Origin of the sequence: Bradyrhizobium sp. STM 3557, from assembly GCF_045571465.1 — a bacterium.
Classification (GTDB): domain Bacteria; phylum Pseudomonadota; class Alphaproteobacteria; order Rhizobiales; family Xanthobacteraceae; genus Bradyrhizobium.
Window position 1 is genome coordinate 826,629 of sequence record NZ_CP120697.1, and the last position, 17,272, is coordinate 843,900.

At 64.6% G+C, this 17,272-nt stretch carries 16 protein-coding genes and 1 pseudogene; 11 read left to right on the forward strand and 6 right to left on the reverse strand.

Features of this window, described 5'->3' with window-relative positions; all coding sequences use genetic code 11:
- Window positions 1-73: 73 nt before the first annotated feature.
- Both P6U24_RS03810 and P6U24_RS03815 read left to right on the forward strand, forming a co-directional pair.
- Complete coding sequence (locus tag P6U24_RS03810; RefSeq protein WP_407157870.1) at window positions 74-1,282, forward strand: acetyl-CoA C-acetyltransferase; 1,209 nt, start codon at window positions 74-76, stop codon at window positions 1,280-1,282.
- Window positions 1,283-1,471: 189 nt separating this feature from the next.
- Complete coding sequence (locus tag P6U24_RS03815; protein WP_407157871.1) at window positions 1,472-3,691, forward strand: 3-hydroxyacyl-CoA dehydrogenase NAD-binding domain-containing protein; 2,220 nt, start codon at window positions 1,472-1,474, stop codon at window positions 3,689-3,691.
- Window positions 3,692-3,901: 210 nt separating this feature from the next.
- On the opposite strand, the pseudogene gstA reads toward P6U24_RS03815, so the two are convergent.
- Window positions 3,902-4,527 (reverse strand): annotated as a pseudogene (gstA, locus tag P6U24_RS03820) (glutathione transferase GstA).
- Between the two features lie 145 nt (window positions 4,528-4,672).
- Between gstA and P6U24_RS03825 the strand changes: the two are divergent.
- The 3 genes from P6U24_RS03825 (at window position 4,673) to P6U24_RS03835 (ending at window position 7,780) form a co-directional block, all read left to right on the forward strand.
- Complete coding sequence (locus P6U24_RS03825) at window positions 4,673-5,161, forward strand: MarR family winged helix-turn-helix transcriptional regulator (protein WP_407157872.1); 489 nt, start codon at window positions 4,673-4,675, stop codon at window positions 5,159-5,161.
- A 94-nt stretch (window positions 5,162-5,255) separates the two neighbouring features.
- The gene (locus P6U24_RS03830) at window positions 5,256-6,626 is read left to right on the forward strand and encodes a glutamate--cysteine ligase (protein ID WP_407157873.1); all 1,371 of its coding nucleotides are present in this window, start codon (window positions 5,256-5,258) and stop codon (window positions 6,624-6,626) included.
- A 419-nt stretch (window positions 6,627-7,045) separates the two neighbouring features.
- Window positions 7,046-7,780, forward strand: coding sequence for a PAN domain-containing protein (locus tag P6U24_RS03835; RefSeq protein ID WP_407157874.1), 735 nt, complete (start codon window positions 7,046-7,048; stop codon window positions 7,778-7,780).
- 240 nt (window positions 7,781-8,020) lie between these two features.
- Here the strand turns inward: P6U24_RS03835 and P6U24_RS03840 are convergent, their stop codons facing one another.
- Genes P6U24_RS03840 through tldD form a run of 4 tightly spaced genes read right to left on the reverse strand, consistent with a single transcriptional unit; the run spans window position 8,021 to window position 11,217 of the window.
- On the reverse strand, window positions 8,021-8,611 hold the full coding sequence (locus tag P6U24_RS03840) for a nucleotidyltransferase family protein (RefSeq protein ID WP_407157875.1): 591 nt from the start codon (window positions 8,609-8,611) through the stop codon (window positions 8,021-8,023).
- Window positions 8,612-8,632: 21 nt separating this feature from the next.
- Complete coding sequence (locus P6U24_RS03845) at window positions 8,633-8,968, reverse strand: MmcQ/YjbR family DNA-binding protein (RefSeq protein ID WP_407157876.1); 336 nt, start codon at window positions 8,966-8,968, stop codon at window positions 8,633-8,635.
- 12 nt (window positions 8,969-8,980) lie between these two features.
- A complete protein-coding gene (gene lepB / locus P6U24_RS03850) occupies window positions 8,981-9,793 on the reverse strand; it encodes a signal peptidase I (protein WP_407157877.1) in 813 nt (270 codons plus the stop codon).
- Window positions 9,790-11,217: a metalloprotease TldD gene (tldD, locus tag P6U24_RS03855; protein WP_407157878.1), complete on the reverse strand. Its 1,428-nt coding sequence runs from the start codon at window positions 11,215-11,217 to the stop codon at window positions 9,790-9,792. Before tldD ends, lepB begins: the two co-directional genes overlap by 4 nt.
- 97 nt (window positions 11,218-11,314) lie before the next feature.
- On the opposite strand from tldD, the gene P6U24_RS03860 reads away from it, so the two are divergent.
- Window positions 11,315-11,830 carry a GNAT family N-acetyltransferase gene (locus P6U24_RS03860; protein WP_407160764.1) on the forward strand — a complete coding sequence of 172 codons (516 nt, stop codon included), beginning with the start codon at window positions 11,315-11,317 and terminating at the stop codon, window positions 11,828-11,830.
- Here P6U24_RS03860 and P6U24_RS03865 read toward each other — a convergent pair whose 3' ends face one another.
- A complete protein-coding gene (locus P6U24_RS03865; protein WP_407157879.1) occupies window positions 11,831-12,418 on the reverse strand; it encodes an invasion associated locus B family protein in 588 nt (195 codons plus the stop codon). It abuts the gene before it with no gap.
- A gap of 446 nt (window positions 12,419-12,864) precedes the next feature.
- Between P6U24_RS03865 and coxB the strand changes: the two genes are divergently transcribed.
- From coxB to P6U24_RS03890, 5 genes are all read left to right on the forward strand, one after another.
- Window positions 12,865-13,716, forward strand: a complete 852-nt coding sequence (coxB, locus tag P6U24_RS03870; protein ID WP_407157880.1) for a cytochrome c oxidase subunit II — start codon at window positions 12,865-12,867, stop codon at window positions 13,714-13,716.
- 72 nt (window positions 13,717-13,788) lie between these two features.
- Complete coding sequence (ctaD, locus tag P6U24_RS03875; RefSeq protein WP_407157881.1) at window positions 13,789-15,402, forward strand: cytochrome c oxidase subunit I; 1,614 nt, start codon at window positions 13,789-13,791, stop codon at window positions 15,400-15,402.
- Window positions 15,403-15,478: 76 nt separating this feature from the next.
- A complete protein-coding gene (locus P6U24_RS03880; RefSeq protein WP_407157882.1) occupies window positions 15,479-16,432 on the forward strand; it encodes a heme o synthase in 954 nt (317 codons plus the stop codon).
- A gap of 20 nt (window positions 16,433-16,452) precedes the next feature.
- Window positions 16,453-16,620: a CoxF protein gene (locus tag P6U24_RS03885; protein ID WP_407160765.1), complete on the forward strand. Its 168-nt coding sequence runs from the start codon at window positions 16,453-16,455 to the stop codon at window positions 16,618-16,620.
- Between the two features lie 20 nt (window positions 16,621-16,640).
- On the forward strand, window positions 16,641-17,267 hold the full coding sequence (locus tag P6U24_RS03890) for a cytochrome c oxidase assembly protein (protein WP_407160766.1): 627 nt from the start codon (window positions 16,641-16,643) through the stop codon (window positions 17,265-17,267).
- The last annotated feature ends 5 nt before the right edge of the window (window positions 17,268-17,272 follow it).

Genomic DNA, 17,272 nt, shown 5'->3' on the forward strand with positions numbered 1-17,272 from the left:
GGGAAGCGCCGGCCGGCTCGCCGGCGCATCCATGCTTTGCTAGAGATGACGAACATCATATCAGGAGGGCGTCATGCCTGAGGCATTCATCTACGACCACGTTCGCACCCCGCGCGGCCGCGGCAAGCCGGACGGCGCGCTGCACGAGGTCACTGCGCTGGCACTCGCCACCGTGCCGCTCAAGGCGCTGAAGGACCGTAACAACATCCCCGAAGACGCGGTCGACGACGTCGTGCTCGGCATCGTCGATCCGGTCGGCGAGGCCGGCTCCGACATGGCGCGTTTCGCGGCGCTGAACGCCGGGCTCGGGCAGGCCGTTCCGGGCGTGCAGATCAGCCGCTTTTGCGCCTCCGGCCTCGATGCGGTGAACTTCGCCGCGGCGCAGGTGATGAGCGGCCAGCATGAGCTGGTGATCGGCGGCGGCGCCGAGTCGATGAGCCGGGTCGGCATCGGTGCCTCCGGCGGCGCCTGGCCGATGGACCCGTCGATGGCGGTGCCGTCCTACTTCATGCCGCAGGGCGTCTCGGCCGACCTGATCGCGACCAAATACGGCTTCTCGCGCGACGATGTCGATGCCTATGCGGTGCAGAGCCAGCAGCGCGCGGCCAAGGCGTGGGACGAGGGTCGCTTCAACAACTCCGTCGTGCCGGTGAAGGACATCAACGGCCTCACCATCCTTGCCAAGGACGAGCATATGCGTCCCACGACGACGATGCAGTCGCTGGCGCAGTTGCAGCCGTCCTTCGTGCAGATGGCGCAGATGGGCGGCTTCGACGCGGTCGCGGTGCAGTCGCATCCCGAGATCGAGCGCGTCAACTACGTGCATCACGCCGGCAACTCCTCGGGCATCGTCGACGGCGCCGGCGCGGTGCTGCTCGGCAGCAAGGAGGCGGGCGCGAAATACGGCATGAAGGCGCGCGCAAAAATCCGCGCCTTCGCCAATATCGGCTCCGAGCCGGCGATGATGCTGACCGGCCCGGTCGACGTCACCAAGAAGCTGTTCGAGCGTTCCGGCATGACAAAGTCGGACATCGACCTGTTCGAGCTCAACGAGGCCTTCGCCTCGGTGGTGCTGCGCTATATGCAGGCGTTCGAGATCGACAAGGACAAGATCAACGTGAATGGCGGCGCCATTGCGCTTGGTCATCCCTTGGGTGCCACCGGCGCGATGATCTTAGGGACGGTGCTCGACGAGCTGGAGCGAACAGACAAGTCAACCGCTTTGGTGACGCTATGCATCGGCGGCGGCATGGGGACTGCCACCATCATCGAGCGGGTTTGACTGCCGTCATTGCGAGCGAAGCGAAGCAATCCAGGGCTCCGAGTAAGATTCTGGATTGCTTCGTCGCATCGCTCCTCGCAATGACGAACTCATGAGCAGAAGCTGGTGGGTACGTTTCGGCTTGCCCACCCTACGATCCACGTCGATATTCGCCGCGCCGATCGGCTGCAGGCATCGAGGGAGCACCAAATGGCCTTCAAGAATTTCAAAGTCGAGACCGACGCCGACGGCATTGCGCTCGTCACATGGGACATTCCGGGCCGTTCGATGAACGTGCTCGACGAGACCTCGGCGATCGAGCTCGAGACCATCGTCAAGGAGACCACCGCGGATGCCGCGGTGAAAGGCGTCGTCATCACCTCGGCGAAGGAGGCGTTCTGCGCCGGCGCCGACCTGTCGATGCTGGAGGGCATGAACCACGCCTACGCCGATATCCTCAAGAGCAAGGGCGAGGAAGCGGCGAACCAGATGCTGTTCGACAACAGCCGGCGCTTCTCGCTGATCTATCGGGCGATGGAAACCTCCGGCAAGCCGTGGGTCGCCGCGATCAACGGCCTTGCCCTCGGCGGCGGCTTCGAGCTGACGCTCTCCTGCCATTATCGCGTTGCGGCCGAGAACCCAAAGACGCGGCTTGGGCTGCCCGAGATCAAGGTCGGCCTGTTTCCCGGCGCCGGCGGCACCCAGCGCGTGCCGCGCATCGTGCAGCCGCAGGACGCGATGAACCTGCTGCTCAAGGGCGAGGCGCTGCCTCTCGAGAAAGCCAAAGCCTTGAAGCTGATCGACGCCATCGTTCCAGCGGCCGATCTGATCAAGGCGGCGAAGGACTGGATCAAGGGCGGCGGCAAGGCCGTCCAGCCCTGGGACGAGAAGGGCTTCAAGCTGCCGGGCGGCCCGGTGTTCTCCAAGAACGGCATGATGATGTTCCCGGCCGGCAACGCCATCTATCGCCGCCAGACCTACGACAATTATCCGGCCGCGCGCGCCATCATGAGCTGCGTCTATGAAGGCCTGCAATTACCGATCGACGCTGCGCTGCGGGTCGAGTCGCGCTACTTCGCGCATATCCTGCGCAGCAAGGAAGCGGCCGCGATGATCCGCAGCCTGTTCCTGTCGATGCAGGAGCTGAACAAGGGCGCGCGCCGCCCGGCGAATGTGCCGCCGACCAACGTGAAAAAGCTCGCCGTGATCGGCGCCGGCTTCATGGGCGCCAGCGTCGGCTACGTCTCGGCGCGCGCCGGGCTCGATGTCGTGCTGATCGATCGCGACCAGGAGAGCGCCGACAAGGGCAAGGCGCACGCCAAGAGCGTGATCGACGATCTCATCAAGAAGGGGCGCGCCAAGCCCGCTGATGCGGAGGCCATTCTCGGCCGCATCACCGCGACCGCCGATTACAATGCGTTGAGGGACTGCGACCTCGTCATCGAGGCCGTGTTCGAGGACCGCAAGGTCAAGGCCGAGACGTACGCCAAGGCGCAGCCGCTGCTGAAAGACGGCGCGATCTTCGCCTCCAACACCTCGACCCTGCCGATCACCTCGCTCGCCGAGGAGTTCAAGGACCAGGGCAGGTTCATCGGCATCCACTTCTTCTCGCCGGTCGAGAAGATGATGCTGGTGGAGATCATCGTCGGCAAGAACACCGGCGATGTCGCGCTGGCGACCGCGCTCGACTATGTCCGCGTCATCGGCAAGACGCCCATCGTTGTGAATGACTCTCGCGGCTTCTTCGCCAACCGCTGCGTGCTGCGCTACATCTCCGAAGGCAATGAGATGTTCCTGGAGGGCGTGCCGCCTGCAATGATCGAGAACGCCGCCAAGATGGCTGGCATGCCGGTCGGTCCGCTGTCGCTGTCGGACGAGGTCGCGCTCGATCTCGGCCTCAAGATCATGAGGGCCACCGAGGCCGATCTTGGCGCGAACGCGATCAATCAGGATCACAAGAAGCTGATGATCGAGATGGTCGAAAAGCAAGGCCGCTTCGGCCGCAAGAACGCGAAAGGCTTCTACGACTATCCCGAGAAGGGCAAAGGCCAGAAGAGTCTATGGCCGGGCCTTGCCGAGCTGCAGCCCAAGCATCTCGACCCCGACACGTTGAGCGTGGAGGAATTGAAACAGCGCTTCCTGGTGGTGCAGGCGGTGGAGGCGGCGCGCACCGTCGAGGACCACGTCATCACCGACGTGCGCGAGGCGGATGTCGGCTCGATCTTAGGGTTTGGCTTCGCGCCGTTCACCGGCGGCACGCTGTCCTATATCGACTTCATGGGCACGAAAAAGTTCGTCGAGCTCTGCCACAAGCTCGAGAAGAAATACGGCCCGCGCTTCACCCCGCCGAAGCTTTTGGAGGAGATGGCGGCGAAAGGCGAGACCTTCTACGGCCGCTTCCCGCCGAAGAAGTCGCAGGCGGCGGCTTGATTCCATTGTCGTCCCGGGCAAGCTCGGCAACGCGTAGCGTTGCCGAGCACCGACCCGGGACCCATACTCCGCAGCGGTAGTTTGTTGCGACGCAAGCCGCCACGACCATCTCGTACCCCAACCGCCGCCTGTCGTTATGGGTCCCCGCTTTCGCGGGGACGACACTGAATGCGTTGAGACGGCATCGCTAAAGCGAGGAGAAGAGCAAACTCACGCCGCCTTCAGCAGCCCTTCCTTGGTCAGCGCCTCCTTCACCTTCGGCCGGGCGGCGACGCGGGCCTTGTAGGCGACGAGGTTCGGCAGGGCTGCCAGATCGAACTGCATGCGGTCAGCCCAGCAGAGCATCGTGAACAGGTAGCCGTCGGCGACGGAAAAGTCCTCGCCGAGCAGATAGTCGCGCCCCGCAAGCTGGCCGTCGATATATTTGAACTTGCCCATGAGCCGATCCTTGAAGAACGCCTTGACCTCGTCGGAAAAAACCGGCTGGAACAGCGGGCTGAAATTCTTGTGCAGCTCGGTCGTGATGAAATTCAACCACTCCAGCAGCTTGTAGCGCTCGGCGCTGTCGCGCGCCGGCGCCAGACCCCTAACATCGCCCTTGGCCGCGGCCCGGTCGGCGATCATCTGCACGATGACAGGCCCCTCGGTGACCAGCTCGCCGCCGTCGAGTTTAAGCGCCGGCACCTGGCCCTTCGGATTGACGTTCAAATAATCGTCGCCATTTTCGAGCTTCTTGGCGCGAAGTCGACCTTGACGAGCTCATAGGGAAGGCCGGCTTCAAGCAGGGCGATGTGGGGAGACAGCGAGCAGGCACCCGGAGAATAATACAGCTTCATCGGCGGTTTCCTTCCTTGCGAACCGTGGCTTAAGAGAGTTGAGGTAGGGACGCGAGGCGATTAAATGCAAGTGCATGGAATAGTCAAGATTGATGCAGATGCATCGAGTAGGCTAGACTATTGACGTGAAGGTGCGAGCCGGACCATGAAACGCAAACCGTCGACCGAGGCGACCGCTGCCTGGATCCGCCTGATGCGGGTCCGGAGCCGGGTGCTGGACGCGGTCGAGCAGGAGCTCAAGAAGGCCGGCTTTCCGCCGCTCGCCTGGTATGACGCGCTGCTGGAGCTGTCGCGGGCGCCGAGTGGCGAGCTGCGGCCGGTCGAGCTGGAACGGCAGATGCTGCTGCCGCAATATTCGACCTCGCGGCTGATCGACCGGCTGGTCGACGAGGGACTGGCGGTGCGCCGCGAATGCAAGATCGACAAGCGCGGCCAGTTCGTCGAGATCACCGAGGCCGGACGCGAGCTGCAGAAGCGGATGTGGGGAGCTTATTCGGCCGCGATCGAGAAGCATGTCGGGTCGAAGCTGTCGGACGTCGACGCAGCCAAGCTCTGCGCTCTGCTCGATCGTCTCGGCTGCTCCTGCGGCGAGGCCCTGCCGTCGACGGCTGCGGAAGGCGCCTCGCCGCGATGAACCTTTTATCGTTTTCAACGTCCGCGGCGCCCTTCGCCTCGCGGACATTCCTGTCACCGCGCGATATCTGATGCGCTCTTGAACCGGGACTCGCATGGCGCGTGACCAGATCGATATGACTCCACTCGAGTCGCGCGACGAACTCGTCGCCTGGCTCGAGGCGGGCGTGAAACCGCAATCCGCCTTCCGCATTGGCACCGAGCACGAGAAGACGCCGTTTACGCTGGATGGCCGGCGCCCCGTGCCTTACGAGGGCGCACGCGGCATCGGCGCGCTGTTGGAAGGCATGAAGCTCCTGCTCGGCTGGGAGCCGATCATGGAGCGCGGCAACATCATCGGGCTCTATGACGTCACCGGCGGCGGCGCGATCTCGCTCGAGCCCGGCGGCCAGTTCGAACTGTCCGGCGCGCCGGTCGAGACCGTGCACCAGACGCAAGGCGAGTTGATGGCGCATCTGGCTCAGGTGCGCGAGGTGGCCGCCCCGCTCGGCATCGGCTTTCTCGGGCTCGGCATGACGCCGTCCTGGTCGCGGGCGGACATCCCGGTGATGCCGAAGGGCCGCTACAAGATCATGACCAATTACATGCCGAAGGTCGGCCGCTACGGCCTCGACATGATGTACCGCACCTGCACGGTGCAGACCAATCTCGACTTCTCCTCCGAAGCCGACATGGTCAAGAAGCTGCGGGTATCAGTGGCGCTGCAGCCGATCGCCACCGCGCTGTTCGCCAACTCGCCGTTCACCGAAGGCAAGCCGAACGGCTTCCTCTCGTTCCGCTCCGAGATCTGGCGCGACACCGACAATGCCCGTTCGGGCATGATCCCCTGGGCGTTCGAGGACGGCATGGGGTTCGAACGCTGGGTCGACTATGCGCTCGACGTGCCTATGTATTTCGTCAAGCGGGAGGAGAACTATATCGATGTCTCCGGCACCTCGTTCCGCGACTTCTTCGCCGGAAAGAATCCGGCGATGCCGGGCGAGCGCCCGACGCTGTCGGACTGGGCCAACCACCTCTCCACCATCTTCCCCGAGGTGCGGCTGAAGCGTTATCTCGAAATGCGCGGCGCCGATGGCGTGCCCTGGGGGCGGCTGCCGGCGCTGCCGGCGTTCTGGGTCGGGCTGCTCTATGACAATGTCACGCTCGATGCGGCCTGGGATCTGGTCAAGGATTGGACTGCGTTCGAGCGGCAGTCGCTGCGCGACGACGTGCCGCGGCTCGGCTTCAAGGCACGCATCCGTGATCGCTTCGTGTTCGAGGTCGCCAAGGAATGCGTGAAGCTGTCGCATCACGGCCTGCGGCGCCGCGGCCGGGTCGATCATCTCGGCCGCGATGAGACCCGGCACCTAGAGCCGCTTGACCACATGATCGAGACGGGACAGACCCCAGCCGAGGAGATGCTGGCAAAATATCATGGCGCGTGGAGCGGCTCGGTCGATCCGGCCTATCAGGAATACGCGTTCTGACTTTCTTCACCCTCTCCCCGCCTGCGGCAGGGCAATCGCGTATGGCTCTTCTGGCTCAGAAGCTCCATGGCCTCATGCTTCTCTCGGCGATGCGAAGCATCGTCCGGGGAGACGGCGCCTTCGGCGCCTCCTCACCATGAGGGTTGAGATTTTCGCCGCGAAAAGACCCTTGTCCCAAGGAGGCCGCCCTCGGCGGCCGTCTCGAAGGATGGCCGCAAAAAGTTGCTTGCCCAGTCTCTTTTCTCATATGCGATAGCCCTGCCGCTTGCGGGGAGAGGCGCCCACCACAATCTGCGCTAATAGCTGTGTTCCTTACGGGCACAGCTCAGCGATCTGTGTCCAAAGGTGTCGGACCCGTTCATCCGCCATACAGGTTCGTGGCCATCAAATGGCAAGTGGGGAAAACTCAAGCGCATCCAATGGGTCGGAAGCTGTCGCGTATCAAGATCAGGCGCTCGCTGAGCGCATGTTTGTCGGTGTTGGCCTGTCTGGCGGCCGTGGGTGTCGTACAGCCCGCGGCGGCACAGTCCAATTTCGATCGCCCGGGCGGCGACTACACGAGCGTGCCGGTCTCCTCTGCAGATCCGGCCGATTGCGCATTGTTGTGTGAACATGATCGGCGCTGCCGGGCCTGGAGCTTCAACTATCCGACCGTGTTCGACAGCGAAGCGGTGTGCTGGCTGAAGGGCACTGTGCCGCCGCGCGTGCCCGACAATTGCTGTGTTTCGGGCGTCCGCGGCGCCGGCGTGGTCGAGATCCGCAACGGCACGGTCGAGACCGCGATCGATCGTCCCGGCGGAGACTATCGCAGCTTCGAGATCAAGGCCGACGGCAAGGGCGCCGAGAAGTCCGCCGAAAGAGGGATCGAGAGAGGGGCCGACAAGGGCGGCGAGAAAAGCATCGATCGGAGCGGCGATAGGGCCCCTGACAATAAGGCAATCGACAAGGGCATCGACAAAGGCGCTGACAAAGCGAGCGAACGCAGCACCGACGCCGAGGAAATCTGCAAGGCCGCCTGTGCCGGCGATAACAAGTGCCGCGCCTGGACCTTCGCCCGCCCGGGTTATGCCGGCAAGGAAGCGCACTGCTTCCTGAAGAAGGAGATCAAGCCACCGCGCCGCCGCGCCGGGTTTACGTCCGGTGTGCTGAGATAGGCTTGCGATTGAATTGACACGGCGGACGCGTCTTCATTCTCGCTGTCATCGCCAGGCTTGCCGCCTTCGCTAAAGCTCCGGCGCGCCCTTGAGCACGTGGCCGCGTCGAAGCCGAAGGCGTAGATGGGACCGGGCGATCCAGTAGTCGACGACGCAGTGTTGCAATCGAGCGGCTGCGGCGTACTGGATCGTCCGCCTTCGCGGACGATGACGATGGGGAATTTAGAGCAGTGGTCTGCGTCACGTTACGCGGCCCGATAGTTGTTCCTCCGCCGCCATCACCCTGATCTCCGGCCACAGCGCCTTCCAGCGCGCGGCCTTCGCGCTGTAGTTCGCGGCCGAGAAGTTCGGCGACGGGTTGGGCCGCACGATCATGTCGGCGATGTCGTCAAAGCCCTTCGGCGCGTAGACGTCGAAGCCGTTGCCCGTTGGGCGGACGCCGGCTTGCGTGTTCACGGTCAGGAAGCGGTCGATGCCGTCGGCCGCGCAGGTGAGCGGCGCATAGGGCTTGCCGTGCTTGGCCGGATACCAGAGGTGCACGCGTGCCTGGTTACGGATTTCGACCCTAGCCTCGCAGGACGCAAGCTGCGCTTGCACGCGCTTGATGACCGCGTCTTCCGCCTCCCATGACGTGTCGGGATCGAAATAGAAGATGTCGTAGTCGTGGATGCCGTAGGTGAGGGGACGTCCGCTCAGCGCATTCCAGACGGTCTGCGTCAGGCAGCCGGCGACAAGCCAGGCATCCGGCAGCGCGAGTGCGGCCAGCTCGCGCGCGATCGCCTCGTTGATCGGATTGCGCAGCGCGAGGGCGAGGAATTCGTCGGCGTTCATCGGTTCGTCTGGTGGCCGGGCTCAGCCGCGGTCGTTCTTCAGCGCGGCTTTTGACGCCAGTGCGCGCCATTGCCGGCGCACCAACGGCTCGACGTCGGCACGCTCGGCTTCAGACAGGCGCAGGAGCACGATCGGATAGTCGCGATAGTGGTCGGTGAAGTAAAACAGCTTCGGCCGGCTCTCCACCAGCATGTCGCGTTCGTCCTGGGGCACGCCCGGAATGACGAGGCTGTCACCGTCTTCCTTGAGGCGCGCCAGCAGCTTCTTGCGCACCTTCAGCGCCGGCGTGCCGTAGGATGTTCCGTCCACGACCTCCGGCCATGCCAGTGCCATCGCCCTGACATCGTCGAAGGTCACGCGAGGCGCCCCTCACCTCACCGCGGTGAAGAAGCGATCGAGCCGGAAGCCCGACAGCCAGGCCCAGACCGGCTGGTTGCGCACGCCGAGATCCCAGGAGCCCACCACCGCATCGGCGCGGCCGACCAGATTGTCGATCGGCAGCAGCCCGACGCCGCCGTCGCGCACCGGCACGCGGCTGTCGGCGGAATTGTCGCGGTTGTCGCCGAGCACGAAGAGCTTGCCGGGCGGCACGGTCACTTCCGACGTGTTATCGAGCCGGCCGTTGTCGCGCAGCTTGAAGATCTTGTGCGAGACGCCGTTCGGCAGCGTCTCGACATAGCGATAGGCTGGCTCGGTGCGGCCGTTATCATCCTCGGCTTCGCCCATGCCGTCCGGCTTCAAGGTCGCGGGCTGGTCGTTGATGAAGAGCTGGCCCTGGCGCATCTGGATGCGGTCGCCGGGCAGGCCGACGACGCGCTTGACCCAGGCCTGCGAATTGTCGCCCGGCCAGCGGAACACCACGACGTCGCCGCGCTTGGGCGTCTCGCCGAACAGGCGGCCGGTTTCCGGCAGGGTGATCTGCATCGGCAGCGAGGAAGTGCCGTAGCCATAGGGGAATTTGGAGGCGAGGAGCGCATCGCCGATCATCAAGGTCGGCTCCATCGAGCCCGACGGCACGTAGAACGGCTCGGCGATCGCGCCCTTGGCGACGAACACCGCCAGCACCACGGCCGCGAGCTGCGCGATCTGACCGCCCCACGTGGTCTGACCCTTGGTCTGACCCTTGGCGTGACCGGTGCTGCTGCTCTGAGCGGCCTGGTCCGTGACCTTCTCGACATTCATCGACCCGTTCCTCCGACCGTGATCCGATCCATCCGAAGCGTCGGCTGGCCGACGCCGACCGGCACGCCCTGTCCATTCTTGCCGCAGGTCCCGATCCCGGTATCGAGCGACAGATCGTTGCCGATCATGCTGATCCGATTGAGGTCGGTCGGACCGTTGCCGATCAGCATCGCGCCCTTCACCGGCGCGCCGACCTTGCCGTCCTCGATCTTGTAGGCCTCGGTGCACTGGAACACATATTTGCCCGAGGTGATGTCGACCTGGCCGCCACCGAAATTCACCGCATAGATCCCGTTCTTCACGGAGGCGATGATTTCGGCCGGATCGCGCGCGCCGGCGAGCATGTAGGTGTTGGTCATGCGCGGCATCGGCACATGGGCATAGCCTTGCCTGCGGCCGTTGCCGGTCGGCTTCATGTTCATCAGCCGCGCGTTCTGGCGGTCCTGCATGTAGCCGACGAGAATGCCATCCTCGATCAGCACGGTGCGATTGGTCGGCGTGCCCTCGTCGTCGATCGACAGCGAGCCGCGGCGCGAGGCCATGGTGCCGTCGTCGACCACGGTGACGCCCTTGGCCGCCACCTGCTTGCCCATCAGGCCGGCGAAAGCCGAGGTCTTCTTGCGGTTGAAATCACCTTCCAGACCGTGGCCGACCGCCTCATGCAGCATCACGCCGGGCCAGCCGGCGCCCAACACCACGTCCATCTCGCCGGCCGGTGCCGGCACCGATTCCAGATTGACCAGCGCCTCGCGCAGCGCGCCGTCGGCGGCCTCGCGCCAGGCCTTGGTTTCGATGAAGCGCGCATACGCCTCGCGACCGCCATAGCCCTTGCTGCCGCTCTCCTGCCGGTCGCCTTGTCCGGCAACCACGGAAATGTTGACGCGCACCAGCGGGCGGATGTCGCGATAGCTCTCGCCGTCGGGTCGCAGGATCTCGACCACCTGCCAGGTGGCGCCGAGGCTGACTGTCACCTGCCGCACCCGCGGGTCCTTGTCGCGCAGATAGGCGTCGATCTCGCCGAGCAGCTTGACCTTGCTCTCGAAGCCGGGGGCATCGAGCGGATTGTCGTCGCCATAGAGGCGCACATTGGTGTGCGGCGGCGGGCTTGCGAACGTGCCCGAATAGCCGCCACGCACGGCGCTGACGGCGTCCGCGGCGCGGATCAGCGCCGGCAGCGACACGTCGGAGGAATGGGCATAGCCGACCGCATCGTCCTTCACCGCGCGCAGGCCGAAACCCTGGCTGGTGTCGTACGTAGCTTGCTTCAGCCGGCCGTTGTCGAACATCAGCGCTTCGGTCTGGCTATATTCCAGGAACAGTTCGCCGTCGTCGGCGCCGGCGAGTCCGCGCCCCACCTCGTTCCGGACGGCGTCGCGGTCGAGATTGGCTCGGTCGAGCAGGGAGGTGGTGGCGGGATCTGTCATCGGCATGTCCACTGGGCAGGTCCGTTGTCGGAACGTACGATCCAAGATAGTTGTTTCGGGGTCGGGGCGCGAGGGGCCGGATGATTACCGAACGGACATGGTTGAGATCACTCCAATCACCCCTGCAGATATCGAAAGCTTCCACCGAACGCTGGACTCGGTAGCGCGGGAGCGGCGCTATCTGTCCTTCAGCGAGGCGCCGCCCCTTGAATCCACACGTGCTTTTGTCCTCGACATGATCGCCCATGGCTATCCGCAGCTGGTCGCGCGCGCTGGTGGCGAGGTGGTCGGCTGGTGCGACGTGACGCCCAAATCGGGGCCCATCGACGCCCGGATCGGCGTCCTGGGCATGGGCCTTTTGCCGCAGTTCCGGCGCCAGGGCATCGGTTCCCGGCTGATGGCCCGGGCGCTGGCCGATGCCCGCGCGTTCGGCTTCTCCCGTGTCGAGCTTACCGTCTACCGCAGCAATGCCAACGCCATCCGGCTTTACGAGAAGGCCGGCTTCGTCATCAAGGCGGTGCAGCCGGCGGAAGCGCCTGATGATGCGATCGACAAGACCGTGCTGATCATGGCGCTGTCGCTGGAGACGGCAGCCGGCCAGCGGCCGTGCTGATCACGGCAATTTGTCGAATCCTTCCGCCAGCCCGTTCAGGCTGAGCGGGAAGCCGATGCCCTCCTCGGGCGTCTCGAAGATGATGAAGGTCGCGGTCTTGGCGGTCTTGAGCTGGTTCAGGAGCTTGTCCTCCATCACCACCTCGGCGACGCAGCCATTGGGAAGGCAGCGCACGAAGCCGGCGCGGCCGACATCCTGGTTGTCGAGCTTCAGGCCGAGGCCGGACGGCAAGAGCACGCCGAGCGGAGCGACCACGCGCATCAGCCGGCTCTTCTGGTCGGCGGTCTTGAGCATGATGACGGTGAGCCCGGCATTGGAGCGGTCCTCCGCTACCACGCTCTGAATCAGGGCGCATTGCTCGTTCTGGGCACCGGGCGGGGTATCGCAGCGGATCTGCCAGTCACCATGAACCGAGCGCACGGCACCTTGGGCGTGGACGAGGTGAGGGAGGGCAATGACGGCCGCGAAGCCAAGAAGCGTTGAGAGCGCCGCAAGACCGAGCCGCCGCGGACGTCGCGAGCCGTTCGCATCTCCGCCGGCAATGTCCGTCGTCCTGTCCGTTGAAGGCCCCATCCGGGTCGATCCCATGACACTTTCCTGTGGGTGATCTGCAAGCCGCGACGGCATGATACGGCAATGATGGCGCCTTGAGGACAGGATCGGCATCTTCAGGCCTGAAATGACCCTGCGAGCCCGATCTTTCGAATCAGAGTTCCGTGCGGCGTCGCCCGGCTTGCGTACAACGGGCAGGACGCCTGTCAAGCGCTCGCCGTCCGCGAAGTCGCGCCAATCGGCAATCTACCGGAAAAATCACAGCGGGGCCAATCTCGTGGCCGCGCGCGACACCCTGCATAAGACTGCATTGCGATGGATCAAGAATTATGGTTTGAGGAGCAAGATTTCGTCATTCCAGTGAACTGGCCCAGGTGCTTTCCTATAAGCCCGCTTCAAGGCCATTTGTCCGGAGCGCGGATCGTACAGCGCGCCGCCTTGCGCGCGCTGCGGGGGAAAGTTCTGAAGGGAGCGCGAGCGACATGAAGATGTCGATGGGCCGATTGGGCGCCCGCTTGGTTGGATTGACGGTGGCGGGTGTGTCGCTGCTGTCGAGCGGGGCGGCATTTGCCGAAATGGGGCAGCCCGCGCCCTGGGAAATCAGGCTGCAGGAGGCGGTCACGCCGGTGATGGAGAACATCACCTGGTTCCATGGCCTGCTGCTCACGATCATCACCATCATCACGCTATTCGTGCTGGCGCTGCTGATCACCGTGGTGGTCAAGTTCAATGCGCGCGCCAACCCGGTGCCCTCGCGCACCACCCACAACACGCTGCTCGAGGTGGCCTGGACGCTGATCCCGGTGCTGATCCTGGTCACGATCGCGGTGCCGTCGTTCCGCCTCCTGTTCCTGGAGCTCGACGTGCCGAAGGCCGACCTGACCATCAAGGCCACCGGCAAGCAGTGGTACTGGAGCTACGCCTATCCCGATAACGGCAAGTTCGAGTTCGACTCGCTGCTGGCGCAGGACAAGCAGCCGCGGCTGCTCGGCGTCGACAACGAGATGGTGGTGCCGGTCAACAAGGTGATTCGGGTTCAGACCACCGGTGCGGACGTGATCCACTCCTGGGCGGTGCCGTCCTTCGGCGTCAAGATCGACGCCATTCCCGGCCGCCTCAACGAGACCTGGTTCAAGGCGACCAGGGTCGGCGTGTTTTATGGCCAGTGCTCCGAGCTCTGCGGCAAGGACCACGCCTATATGCCGATCGCGGTGCGCGTCGTGAGCGACCAGGATTTCGCGGCCTGGGTCGAGGATGCCAAGAAGAAGTTCGCCAGCGCGCCGGGCAACACCTATGCCTCGGCGGCCGACCCGGCCGTCAGCTTGGCGCATTGAGCGGCGCCTCGCAGCAAGACGGGCGATTTTGATCGGACCGCGCGCGGTCCGAAGGGGATAAGGGAATAGGTAATGGCTACGAGCGCAACGACCCTGACCAGCCATGACGATCATGCGCACGACCATCCGACCGGGTGGAAGCGCTGGCTGTATTCGACCAATCACAAAGACATCGGCACGATGTACCTGATCTTCGCGATCTGCGCGGGGATCATCGGCCTTGCTATGTCGATCGCGATCCGGATCGAGCTGATGTATCCGGGCGTCCAGCTGTTCCACGAGAACCACACTTACAATGTGTTCGTGACCAGCCACGGCCTGATCATGATCTTCTTCATGGTCATGCCGGCGATGATCGGCGGCTTCGGCAACTGGATGGTGCCGCTGATGATCGGGGCGCCGGACATGGCGTTCCCGCGCATGAACAACATCTCGTTCTGGCTGCTGCCGGCGTCCTTCGCGCTGCTGCTCACCTCGACCTTCGTCGAGGGCGAACCTGGCGCCAACGGCGTCGGTGCGGGCTGGACCATGTATGCGCCGCTGTCGACCTCGGGCCACCCGGGACCGGCGGTCGACTTCGCGATCCTGTCGCTGCACATTGCCGGTGCCTCGTCGATCCTTGGCGCCATCAACTTCATCACCACGATCTTCAACATGCGCGCGCCGGGCATGACCCTGCACAAAATGCCGCTGTTCGTCTGGTCGATCCTGGTGACGGTGTTCCTGCTCCTGCTGTCGCTGCCGGTGCTCGCCGGTGCGATCACGATGCTGCTGACCGACCGCAATTTCGGCACCACCTTCTTCGCGGCCGATGGCGGTGGTGACCCGCTGTTGTTCCAGCATCTGTTCTGGTTCTTCGGTCATCCCGAAGTGTACATCCTGATCCTGCCCGGCTTTGGCATGATCAGCCAGATCGTCTCGACCTTCTCGCGCAAGCCCGTGTTCGGTTATCTCGGCATGGCCTATGCCATGGTCGCGATCGGCGGCATCGGCTTCGTGGTCTGGGCGCACCACATGTACACGGTCGGCATGTCCTCGGCGACGCAGGCCTATTTCGTCGCCGCCACCATGGTGATCGCGGTGCCGACCGGCGTGAAGATCTTCTCCTGGATCGCCACGATGTGGGGCGGCTCGATCGAGTTCCGCGCGCCGATGCTGTGGGCGATCGGCTTCATCTTCCTGTTCACGGTCGGCGGCGTCACCGGTGTCGTGCTGGCGAATGCCGGTGTCGACCGCGTGCTGCAGGACACCTACTACGTCGTCGCGCACTTCCATTACGTGCTGTCGCTAGGGGCCGTGTTCGCGATCTTCGCCGGCTGGTACTACTGGTTCCCGAAGATGTTCGGCTACATGTACAACGAGACCATCGCGAAGGCGCACTTCTGGTTCACCTTCATCGGCGTCAACCTCGTGTTCTTCCCGCAGCACTTCCTCGGCCTGTCGGGCATGCCGCGCCGCTACATCGACTATCCGGACGCATTCGCCGGCTGGAACCTGATCTCGTCGATCGGCTCCTACATCTCGGGCTTCGGCGTCCTGATCTTCCTCTACGGCGTGGTCGATGCGTTCATGCGCAAGCAGCAGGCCGCCAACAATCCGTGGGGGCCGGGTGCCACCACGCTGGAATGGACGCTGTCCTCGCCGCCGCCGTTCCACCAGTTCGAGACGCTGCCGCGCGTGCAGTGATCCCGTCCTGACAAATCTCGTCCCAGCCGGACCATTGGCCCGGCTGGGTTGCTGAAGCGAAACATCGGAATTGATCGTGTCGGTCATCGAGCAGAACGCCATTGCGGCCGGTCCCCGGATCTCCGAGGCCGATGTCGGCGACTATCTCGCGCTGCTGAAGCCGCGGGTAATGTCGCTCGTGATCTTCACGGCGCTGGTTGGGCTGCTGATCGCGCCCGGTCACTTTCACCCGGTGCTTGCGATCACCTCGCTGCTGTGCATCGCGGTCGGTGCCGGTGCCTCCGGCGCGCTCAACATGGCGCTCGAAGGCGACATCGACGCCAAGATGACGCGCACCGCCAATCGCCCGATCCCGCGCGGCCGCATCACGCCGCCTGAGGCCCTCGCCTTCGGCTCGACCCTGTCCTTCTTCTCAGTGCTGACGCTCGGCATTCTCGTCAACTGGTATGCCGGCGCGCTGCTCGCCTTCACTATCTTCTTCTATGTCGTGGTCTACACCATGTGGCTGAAGCGCTGGACCGCGCAGAACATCGTGATCGGCGGCGCCGCCGGCGCGCTGCCGCCCGTCGTGGCCTGGGTCGCGGCGACCGCATCGATCGCGCCCGAGCCGCTGTGGCTGTTCCTGATCATCTTCTTCTGGACCCCGCCGCATTTCTGGGCGCTGGCGCTGTTCCGCTCCGACGATTATGCCCGCGCCGGCATTCCGATGCTGCCGGTGGTCGCCGGCCCCGATGCGACGCGGCTGCAGATCCTGCTCTACACCATCGTCCTGGTCGGCATTGCGCTCGCGCCCTGGCCGCTCGGCTATTTCGACGCGATCTATGGCAGTGTCTCGCTCGTGCTGGGCGCCGGCATGATGTGGCTCGCGATCGAGGTTTATCGCAAGCGTGAGCGGAGCGCCTCGCTGCGCGCCACCCGCAAGCTGTTCGCCTTCTCGATCCTGTATCTGTTCGCGCTGTTCGCGACGCTGGGCGTCGAGGCGGTGGCGCGCATGCTCGCGCCGTTAGTCTGGCCGGGCGCGGTCGGGTGAAGGGGGCGCATGGCACCGACATGGCCGAGCCGAACCAGCCAGAAGACGGGATCGTCCTCACCGAGGCGCAGCTGCGCGCACGGCGCCGCCGCTCGGTCGCGATCGCGCTGGCACTCGGCGTGCTGGTGGTGTTGTTCTTCGCGGTCACCCTGGTCAAGGGGCCCGCGGTGTTGAGACGGCCGATCTGATGGACAGACCCGAAAAGCCGATGCATGCAGAACTGCCGGCGCAGGCCGCGCGGTCCCGCCGCGCGGCCACCCGACGTGACGCGCTGGTCGGCGGAATCTGCGGTGCCGTCGTCGTGCTGATGGTCGGCGCGGCCTACGCCGCCGTGCCGTTCTACAACTGGTTCTGCCGCGCCACCGGCTTCAACGGCACCACGCAGGTTGCCGCCTCGGCGCCCGCTACGGCGCCGCTGGGGCGTACCATCGCGGTGCGCTTCGATTCCAACGTCGCCGGCGGGCTGCCCTGGAAATTCCAGCCGGAAAAGACCGAGATCCAGGTGAGGATCGGCGAGGTGGTGACGGTCTACTACACCGTGACCAACCAGTCGGCGCGGACCACCGCAGGTCAGGCAGCCTACAACGTCACCCCGCTGACGGTTGGCTCCTACTTCACCAAGATCAACTGCTTCTGCTTCACCGAGCAGACCATGGCGCCGGGCGAGACGCGGCAGATGCCGGTGGTGTTCTATGTCGATCCGGCGATCGCAGGCGACCATGAGAACGACACGCTGAACACCATCACCTTGTCCTACACATTCTATCCGGTCCGCGACGCGGCGCAGAGCCCGGTTGCCGCGCGTGAGGTGGAGAAGCCGCGGGGCAGCCTGTGATGACG

Coding starts and splice junctions, on each gene's coding strand:
- P6U24_RS03810 (WP_407157870.1), top strand. CDS start 74: ATGCCTGAGGCATTCATCTACGACCACGTTCGCACCCCGCGCGGCCGC.
- P6U24_RS03815 (WP_407157871.1), top strand. CDS start 1,472: ATGGCCTTCAAGAATTTCAAAGTCGAGACCGACGCCGACGGCATTGCG.
- P6U24_RS03825 (WP_407157872.1), top strand. CDS start 4,673: ATGAAACGCAAACCGTCGACCGAGGCGACCGCTGCCTGGATCCGCCTG.
- P6U24_RS03830 (WP_407157873.1), top strand. CDS start 5,256: ATGGCGCGTGACCAGATCGATATGACTCCACTCGAGTCGCGCGACGAA.
- P6U24_RS03835 (WP_407157874.1), top strand. CDS start 7,046: ATGGGTCGGAAGCTGTCGCGTATCAAGATCAGGCGCTCGCTGAGCGCA.
- P6U24_RS03840 (WP_407157875.1), bottom strand. CDS start 8,611: ATGAACGCCGACGAATTCCTCGCCCTCGCGCTGCGCAATCCGATCAAC.
- lepB (WP_407157877.1), bottom strand. CDS start 9,793: ATGAATGTCGAGAAGGTCACGGACCAGGCCGCTCAGAGCAGCAGCACC.
- tldD (WP_407157878.1), bottom strand. CDS start 11,217: ATGACAGATCCCGCCACCACCTCCCTGCTCGACCGAGCCAATCTCGAC.
- P6U24_RS03860 (WP_407160764.1), top strand. CDS start 11,315: ATGGTTGAGATCACTCCAATCACCCCTGCAGATATCGAAAGCTTCCAC.
- P6U24_RS03865 (WP_407157879.1), bottom strand. CDS start 12,418: ATGGGATCGACCCGGATGGGGCCTTCAACGGACAGGACGACGGACATT.
- coxB (WP_407157880.1), top strand. CDS start 12,865: ATGAAGATGTCGATGGGCCGATTGGGCGCCCGCTTGGTTGGATTGACG.
- ctaD (WP_407157881.1), top strand. CDS start 13,789: ATGGCTACGAGCGCAACGACCCTGACCAGCCATGACGATCATGCGCAC.
- P6U24_RS03885 (WP_407160765.1), top strand. CDS start 16,453: ATGGCCGAGCCGAACCAGCCAGAAGACGGGATCGTCCTCACCGAGGCG.
- P6U24_RS03890 (WP_407160766.1), top strand. CDS start 16,641: ATGCATGCAGAACTGCCGGCGCAGGCCGCGCGGTCCCGCCGCGCGGCC.